Raw genomic sequence first — 5,175 nt, forward strand, 5'->3', positions numbered from 1 at the left:
GACGGCATGCTGGCTGCAGCCGGGCAGCTGGAGGAAGTGGTCACCATCATTTCTTCGGCATCCAACCAGCTTACGGCGCGCATCAGCCAGTCAAACCATATGTCGGCCGAGTCGGCGACCCGCCTGAGCGAGGCGGCAACTGCCATGAACGAGATGAACTCCACCGTGCGCGAGGTGGCGGGCAACGCATCAATGGCGTCGGGCGTGTCTGACGAAACCAGGGGCAATGCGGAAAACGGCGCGCATATCGTGCGCCAGGCCCTGCAAAGCATTGACCAGGTTCACAAGGTTTCTCTGGTGCTCAAAAAAGACATGAACCAGCTCAATGAGCATGCCCAGGCCATCAACCGCATTATGGGCGTCATATCCGACATAGCGGACCAGACCAACCTGCTGGCGCTTAATGCGGCCATTGAGGCTGCCCGGGCCGGAGACGCCGGGCGCGGCTTTGCCGTGGTGGCGGATGAGGTGCGCAAACTGGCGGAAAAAACCATGGCTTCCACCCAGGACGTGGGAAATGCCATTACCGCCATTCAGGAAAGTACCGCCAAAAGCGTAAGCGGTATGGACAAGGCGGTGGAGGAAATTGAAACTGCCACCGGATTTGCCAGCCAGTCCGGCGAAGCCCTGCGCCAGATCGTCAGCAATGTGGAAACCACGGCAGACCAGGTGCGGGCCATTGCCACAGCCAGTGAAGAACAGTCCGCGGCCAGCGAGGAAATCAATCAGTCCATAGTGCAGGTCAATGATATGGTGGGGCAGACGGCCCAGGCCATGCGCGAAGCTTCCGGCGCGGTGGAAGACCTGGCACAGCAGGCCAAACGTCTGGGCGAGCTCATTACCAGCCTGAAACAGGCGTAAACGCCTGAGGCGCGGGCTCTGAACAGCGGCTCACGGGGCGCATCGTCGCCTGATTGCCTGTTCCGCTTGCCATGAATCAAAGAAAGTCCCCCGCATCGATCTGATGACGGGGGACTTTCTGGCAGCAGTGAACACTGTTTGCGCTTTTTCGGGGGTTTTGCCTTTGAGGATGTATTTCCCCAGACTTTACGGTGCGCACGTGCGGCGTTTTACAGCGCGTATGCGCAGTGTGCGTCTTTTTCGCAAGTCCTTCGGGTTCGCAAGTCCTTCGGGTTCGCAAGTCCTTCGGGTTCGCAAGTTTTTCGGGCAGCGGCTGCGGCAGGCTTGCGCCCTCGTGACGGGCGCCTGCCCGCGCAGCCGTCAGAGCTGTTTCAAGGCGAAACCGCTCTGAAACTGTCCTGTCTGTTTACTTTGCCAGCCAGGCTTCCACCAGTTCGGGGTGTTCTTTCATGAAGCGACGGGCATTTTTCATCGGGTCCGCGCCCTTTTCCTGATTCCAGGCCATAAGCTGCTGTAACTGCTCGGGAGTGGCGTAAGAGAATTTTGACAAAAAGGCGTAGGCTGCGGGGTGATCGTCCTTGAGCCCCTTGCGCGCCACATTGTAGATGCCTTCTTCACTGCCGAGACTGCCCTTGGGGTCTTCAAGGTAATGCAGGTTCCAGCGCCCGAACATCCAGTGGGGCGACCATGCCGTGACCACTATCCATTCCTTGTTGCGGATGGCGTCCGCCAGGCTTGAGGTCATGATGGTGTCGCTGCCTTCCAGCAGTTCCATATTGTCAATGCCGTAGTCTTTCATCAGCTTTTCCGTAAGCTGCATGACGCCCGCGCCGGGGTCGATGCCCACGATCCGCCCCTTGAACTTTCCGGCATTGGCCTTCAGTTCTTCCACGGACTTCAGCGGCACATAGTCGGGCACGGCCAGGCCAAGGCGCGCCCCGCCCGTGAGCTTGCCGAGCACTTCCACATTGTTTTTGACCTTGTTATGCATGTCTTTGTGGGTGTCGGGCAGCCACGCGGTCACCATGGCGTCGGCATCGCCGGTGGCAAGGCTTGTCCAGAGGATGGGCTGGGTCACGGGCAGCAGTTCCACCTTGTAGCCCAGCTTGTCTTCAAGCACAGCCTTTGCAAGGTGGCTTGAGGCATTGGCGCAGTCCCATTCCACGTAAACAAGCTGGAGATTTTTGTCCTCTTTTTTATCTTTTGCCATAGCTTCGGCTGAAAAGAACAGGGCAAAGGCCACGGCGAGAATCAGTATGCGAAGTTTCATTGGTCCTCCTTTTACAAGGTTTTTCTTTTGCCGGTCACGACAACGGCGCCGATGCGCGGCCCATGCGGACTGGTCATGGTCGCCCGTTCCGCCGTCGCGCATAAACGGGATGCCGCAACAGCAGTGCGGGTACGGGAGCTTTTAAAGCAGGTCCTTGAGCAGTCCGGCTTTGAAAAAAGCTGGAACGCGCGGCGCGGGTATTTGGAAACATCCGCGCCGCGAAATACTTGCAGGGCGAGCTGCTTCGTCAGCAAGCACTTCAAGGTTACATACCCTGATGGGCTTTCTTGCCGGAGCTTTTCTGCGCCAGCGCGCGGAAGAGGCGGTCAAGGGTGATGGCAACAATAACAATGCCAAGCCCGGCCTCAAAACCCATGCCGATGTTGAGGCGCTGAATGGCCTTCCACACTTCGCCCCCCAGGCCGCGCGCGCCGATCATGGCCGCGATGACGGCCATTGAAAGGGCCAGCATGATGGTCTGGTTTACGCCCGCGACAATAGTGGGCATAGCCAGGGGAAGTTCCAGCTTGTACAGGCGCTGCATGCGCGTTGCGCCAAAGGCTTCGGTGCATTCCACAAGATCGCGGGGAACCTGCTGTATGCCCAGGCAGGTGAAGCGTATGGCCGGAGGCACAGAAAAAATGACCGTAGCCACCACCGCACTGACCTTGCCGATGCCGAAAAAAGGAATGGCCGGTATAAGATAGACAAAGGCGGGCATGGTTTGCATGACGTCCAGCACGGGCATGACAATCTTGCGCGCCGTGGGGGACATGGCCGCAAGAATGCCGCAGGGTACACCCACCAGCACGGAAAGCAGCGTGGCTGAAAGCACCAGGGCCAGCGTGCTGATGGTGGGCGCCCACAGGCCGAGATTCCACAAAAGGCCAAAGCCCAGAGCCACGAATACAGGCAGGCCGGGCCTGCGCGTTACCCACCACGCCAGGGCCGCCAGAAGCAGAATAAAAAGCCACGGCGGCGGCAGCAGCAGAAATTCTTCAAAACGGTCCAGCAGGGCAAGCATGATGGCGGACCCGGCGCGGGTAACGCCGGAAAACTGCTCCACCAGAAATTCCACGCCGCTGTCAATATAGCCGGCCAGGGGCAATCTAGGCAGCATGCGCACCCCTCCTGTCATTATGCTCCACCAGCGCGCCCAGCAGCAGCCCACGCACGATGACGCCCTGCAGGCGACGGCGGCTGTCTACCACAGCCAGCGGGTAGGGCAATTCGGCCATAAGCGGCACAAGCTCTGTCACCGGTGTGTCAGGCGTCACCGTCACAATGTCCGTGCGGGTTATTTCAGTAAGGTCTGAACGTCCCGCGCTGACCAGGGCCTCGGCGTCATCGGCATTAAGAATGCCCACAAAGCGGCGGTGACGGTCCAGAACAAAAAGCGAAGCAATGGAGTGGATGCGCATTTTGCGCAGGGCAGCGCGCGGACCGTCCAGGCCAAGCACCGCAGTATCTTCGGAACGCTTCATGACGCTGGCGGCGGTCAGCACTTGCGAGGCGTCGGCCGATGCAACAAAGCGGGCTACGTAATCGTTGGCCGGAGCCTGAAGAATGTCTTCGGGCGTGCCGGTCTGCACAACGGCTCCGTCCTGAAGCAGAACAATGCGGTCACCGAGCTTGAATGCCTCGTTAAGGTCATGCGTAATGAAAACAATGGTTTTCTGAATGTCTTCCTGAAGCGACAGCAACTCGTCCTGCATTTCTTGCCTGATAAGGGGGTCAAGGGCGCTGAAGGCTTCGTCCATGAGCAGCACTTGCGGTTCAAGGGCCAGGGCGCGGGCCAGGCCCACGCGCTGCTTCATGCCGCCGGAAAGCTCACCGGGGAAGGAGTTTTTCCACTGTGCAAGGCCGACGCGCTCAAGCATTTCTTCGCTTTTTTTCAGGCGTTGGACTTCAGATACACCCATGACTTCAAGGCCAAAGGCGGTGTTCTGCAATACCGTGCGGTGCGGAAAAAGAGCAAAATTCTGAAACACCATGCCGAAACAGCGTTGTCGCACATGGCGCAACTCTTTGGCATTCATGGTGGTTATGTCCGCGCCGTCCACAAGAATACGGCCGGAGCTGGGCATGATCAGCCCGTTGAGGCAGCGCAGCAGTGTAGACTTGCCGCTGCCGGAAAGCCCCATGATGACAAGCAGTTCGCTGTCTGTAATATCAAGGGAAATGTCGCGCAGGGCCACCGTGGTGCGGGTTTTTCGCAGAATGTCCGCGCGTGAGGCGCCTTCGGCGGCCAGTTCGAGAGCCTGTTCCGGCTGTGGCCCGAAGACTTTAGAAATATTTTGGATAGAAATTTTTGCCATATACCCTCCTTCTGCCGTGGCATGGAAATGTCGCGGGTGTAGCCCGTAAACGGGCGAGTATATGGAAGGACGAACAATAATTGATCGTCAAAACGAACTTGCTGGAGTCATCAGCGTTGACGGCACCGGCAGATGAACGCCTCCTCGGTACAAACCGAACTTCCATAAAGTGTTATAAAAAGTATTGTGAGAACAAAACATCATATTGTGCAGAAAAAAATGGTTTATCTATTGTGATTTGCCTCCTTTGCTTACACCTGCCGGGTTGCCCTGGGGCGGGTACACGGGCCGGGGCGGAAAATTTGTGTCATTCACATTCATGTTGCACTATACTGCAATTGGTATGTGTAAATGAAGTATGACTCTTTTGCACATGTTACATAATGAAAAAAACTGTTTTTTCAGATATGCATTGAAGATTCTTTTAAGATGCGAACATGAATGTCGCTGAATCTACAGAAGCTGTGACATGATGCCGGGGGTATTCCGAAGAAAGTAGCAGGACGCCACGCTGTTTGATGTGATGTTCTGGAGATAATAAAGTAAAAAAACATACGATGCAAGGATGAATTTTATTTCTGCATTTATTTTCATATTTCGGGGCCTTGGCGCGGTCTTTTTGCCCGGTTGTGGCCTGTCTGCGGTTTTGTGTGGCGCGTTGGGCGCTGGCGGCGGGGGAGACCGCAAGCCGCAGGACAAGGCGCAAAAAGCCCGCTATGCGGCGGC

General features: G+C 57.0%; 6 protein-coding genes. 1 reads left to right on the forward strand and 5 read right to left on the reverse strand.

From position 1 onward, the window contains the following. Positions 1–861: methyl-accepting chemotaxis protein (locus V6C07_RS09655; protein WP_333536221.1), on the forward strand; the 861-nt coding region annotated here is incomplete at its 5' end. Between the two features lie 406 nt (positions 862–1,267). On the opposite strand, the gene V6C07_RS09660 is transcribed toward V6C07_RS09655, so the two are convergent. The 5 genes from V6C07_RS09660 to V6C07_RS09680 all read right to left on the reverse strand — a co-directional run. Further along, positions 1,268–2,131, reverse strand: coding sequence for a glycine betaine ABC transporter substrate-binding protein (locus V6C07_RS09660; RefSeq protein ID WP_333536223.1), 864 nt, complete (start codon positions 2,129–2,131; stop codon positions 1,268–1,270). Between the two features lie 11 nt (positions 2,132–2,142). Further along, the gene (locus V6C07_RS09665) at positions 2,143–2,394 is read right to left on the reverse strand and encodes a hypothetical protein (protein ID WP_333536224.1); all 252 of its coding nucleotides are present in this window, start codon (positions 2,392–2,394) and stop codon (positions 2,143–2,145) included. 2 nt (positions 2,395–2,396) lie between these two features. Beyond that, on the reverse strand, positions 2,397–3,251 hold the full coding sequence (locus V6C07_RS09670) for an ABC transporter permease (protein WP_333536225.1): 855 nt from the start codon (positions 3,249–3,251) through the stop codon (positions 2,397–2,399). Beyond that, positions 3,241–4,449: a quaternary amine ABC transporter ATP-binding protein gene (locus tag V6C07_RS09675; RefSeq protein WP_333536226.1), complete on the reverse strand. Its 1,209-nt coding sequence runs from the start codon at positions 4,447–4,449 to the stop codon at positions 3,241–3,243. Before V6C07_RS09675 ends, V6C07_RS09670 begins: the two co-directional genes overlap by 11 nt. 424 nt (positions 4,450–4,873) lie before the next feature. Then, positions 4,874–5,175 (reverse strand): hypothetical protein (locus V6C07_RS09680; protein ID WP_333536227.1); only part of this gene is annotated, 302 nt, incomplete at its 5' end.

Origin of the sequence: Desulfovibrio sp. 1214_IL3152 (assembly GCF_036763055.1) — a bacterium.
Lineage (GTDB): Bacteria > Desulfobacterota > Desulfovibrionia > Desulfovibrionales > Desulfovibrionaceae > Desulfovibrio.

What these genes read in the sequence shown, in the direction of transcription:
- V6C07_RS09660 (WP_333536223.1), bottom strand. Translation starts at nt 2,131, where the DNA reads ATGAAACTTCGCATACTGATTCTCGCCGTGGCCTTTGCCCTGTTCTTT.
- V6C07_RS09670 (WP_333536225.1), bottom strand. Translation starts at nt 3,251, where the DNA reads ATGCTGCCTAGATTGCCCCTGGCCGGCTATATTGACAGCGGCGTGGAA.
- V6C07_RS09675 (WP_333536226.1), bottom strand. Translation starts at nt 4,449, where the DNA reads ATGGCAAAAATTTCTATCCAAAATATTTCTAAAGTCTTCGGGCCACAG.